This is a genomic window from Bacillus sp. FMQ74 (assembly GCF_001875785.1).
Lineage (GTDB): Bacteria > Bacillota > Bacilli > Bacillales > Bacillaceae > Bacillus > Bacillus stercoris.
The window spans coordinates 1,415-4,431 of sequence record NZ_MOEO01000030.1 but is presented as its reverse complement, the minus strand read 5'-3'; the positions used below and the strand labels follow the sequence as shown (position 1 = coordinate 4,431).

Sequence of the window (3,017 nt, the reverse complement as noted above, 5' to 3'; positions counted from 1 at the left end):
AAAATGTGGTTAAGTCCTCGATCGATTAGTATCTGTCAGCTCCATGTGTCGCCACACTTCCACCTCAGACCTATCAACCTGATCATCTTTCAGGGATCTTACTTCCTTGCGGAATGGGAAATCTCATCTTGAGGGGGGCTTCATGCTTAGATGCTTTCAGCACTTATCCCGTCCGCACATAGCTACCCAGCGATGCCCTTGGCAGAACAACTGGTACACCAGCGGTGCGTCCATCCCGGTCCTCTCGTACTAAGGACAGCTCCTCTCAAATTTCCTGCGCCCGCGACGGATAGGGACCGAACTGTCTCACGACGTTCTGAACCCAGCTCGCGTACCGCTTTAATGGGCGAACAGCCCAACCCTTGGGACCGACTACAGCCCCAGGATGCGATGAGCCGACATCGAGGTGCCAAACCTCCCCGTCGATGTGGACTCTTGGGGGAGATAAGCCTGTTATCCCCGGGGTAGCTTTTATCCGTTGAGCGATGGCCCTTCCATGCGGAACCACCGGATCACTAAGCCCGACTTTCGTCCCTGCTCGACTTGTAGGTCTCGCAGTCAAGCTCCCTTGTGCCTTTACACTCTGCGAATGATTTCCAACCATTCTGAGGGAACCTTTGGGCGCCTCCGTTACCTTTTAGGAGGCGACCGCCCCAGTCAAACTGCCCACCTGACACTGTCTCCCCGCCCGATAAGGGCGGCGGGTTAGAAGGTCAATACAGCCAGGGTAGTATCCCACCGATGCCTCCACCGAAGCTGGCGCTCCGGTTTCCAAGGCTCCTACCTATCCTGTACAAGCTGTACCAACATTCAATATCAGGCTGCAGTAAAGCTCCACGGGGTCTTTCCGTCCTGTCGCGGGTAACCTGCATCTTCACAGGTACTATAATTTCACCGAGTCTCTCGTTGAGACAGTGCCCAGATCGTTGCGCCTTTCGTGCGGGTCGGAACTTACCCGACAAGGAATTTCGCTACCTTAGGACCGTTATAGTTACGGCCGCCGTTTACTGGGGCTTCAATTCGCACCTTCGCTTACGCTAAGCGCTCCTCTTAACCTTCCAGCACCGGGCAGGCGTCAGCCCCTATACTTCGCCTTACGGCTTCGCAGAGACCTGTGTTTTTGCTAAACAGTCGCCTGGGCCTATTCACTGCGGCTCTCTCGGGCTTGCACCCTAACAGAGCACCCCTTCTCCCGAAGTTACGGGGTCATTTTGCCGAGTTCCTTAACGAGAGTTCTCTCGATCACCTTAGGATTCTCTCCTCGCCTACCTGTGTCGGTTTGCGGTACGGGCACCTCTCACCTCGCTAGAGGCTTTTCTTGGCAGTGTGGAATCAGGAACTTCGCTACTATATTTCGCTCGCCATCACAGCTCAGCCTTATGGGAAACGGATTTGCCTATTTCCCAGCCTAACTGCTTGGACGCGGATATCCAATACCGCGCTTACCCTATCCTCCTGCGTCCCCCCATTGCTCAAATGGTGAGGAGGTGGTACAGGAATATCAACCTGTTGTCCATCGCCTACGCCTTTCGGCCTCGGCTTAGGTCCCGACTAACCCTGAGCGGACGAGCCTTCCTCAGGAAACCTTAGGCATTCGGTGGAGGGGATTCTCACCCCTCTTTCGCTACTCATACCGGCATTCTCACTTCTAAGCGCTCCACCAGTCCTTCCGGTCTGGCTTCACAGCCCTTAGAACGCTCTCCTACCACTGTTCGAAGAACAGTCCGCAGCTTCGGTGATACGTTTAGCCCCGGTACATTTTCGGCGCAGAGTCACTCGACCAGTGAGCTATTACGCACTCTTTAAATGGTGGCTGCTTCTAAGCCAACATCCTGGTTGTCTAAGCAACTCCACATCCTTTTCCACTTAACGTATACTTTGGGACCTTAGCTGGCGGTCTGGGCTGTTTCCCTTTCGACTACGGATCTTATCACTCGCAGTCTGACTCCCAAGGATAAGTCATTGGCATTCGGAGTTTGACTGAATTCGGTAACCCGGTAGGGGCCCCTAGTCCAATCAGTGCTCTACCTCCAAGACTCTTACCTTGAGGCTAGCCCTAAAGCTATTTCGGAGAGAACCAGCTATCTCCAGGTTCGATTGGCATTTCACCCCTACCCACACCTCATCCCCGCACTTTTCAACGTGCGTGGGTTCGGGCCTCCATTCAGTGTTACCTGAACTTCACCCTGGACATGGGTAGATCACCTGGTTTCGGGTCTACGACCACGTACTCATGCGCCCTATTCAGACTCGCTTTCGCTGCGGCTCCGCATCTTCTGCTTAACCTTGCACGGGATCGTAACTCGCCGGTTCATTCTACAAAAGGCACGCCATCACCCGTTAACGGGCTCTGACTACTTGTAGGCACACGGTTTCAGGATCTCTTTCACTCCCCTTCCGGGGTGCTTTTCACCTTTCCCTCACGGTACTGGTTCACTATCGGTCACTAGGGAGTATTTAGCCTTGGGAGATGGTCCTCCCGGATTCCGACGGAATTTCACGTGTTCCGCCGTACTCAGGATCCACTCAGGAGAGAACGAAGTTTTGACTACAGGGCTGTTACCTCCTATGGCGGGCCTTTCCAGACCTCTTCATCTACCTCGTTCTTTTGTAACTCCGTACAGAGTGTCCTACAACCCCAAGAGGCAAGCCTCTTGGTTTGGGCTAATCCCGTTTCGCTCGCCGCTACTCAGGGAATCGCATTTGCTTTCTCTTCCTCCGGGTACTTAGATGTTTCAGTTCCCCGGGTCTGCCTTCTCATATCCTATGAATTCAGATATGGATACCACTCCATTACGAGTGGTGGGTTTCCCCATTCGGAAATCTCCGGATCAAAGCTTGCTTACAGCTCCCCGAAGCATATCGGTGTTCGTCCCGTCCTTCATCGGCTCCTAGTGCCAAGGCATCCACCGTGCGCCCTTTCTAACTTAACCGTTAAAAAGAATCACTATGTGATATCTTGTATTACTAATTGAATGTGATGTCTACTGTTATCTAGTTTTCAAAGAACACCACGC

Annotated in this window: 1 rRNA gene; it reads right to left on the bottom strand. The window is 53.2% G+C overall.

Going from position 1 to position 3,017, the window contains the following annotated elements:
- Positions 1-5 precede the first annotated feature (5 nt).
- Positions 6-2,933, bottom strand: a 23S ribosomal RNA gene (locus BLL41_RS22010).
- Positions 2,934-3,017: the final 84 nt, after the last annotated feature.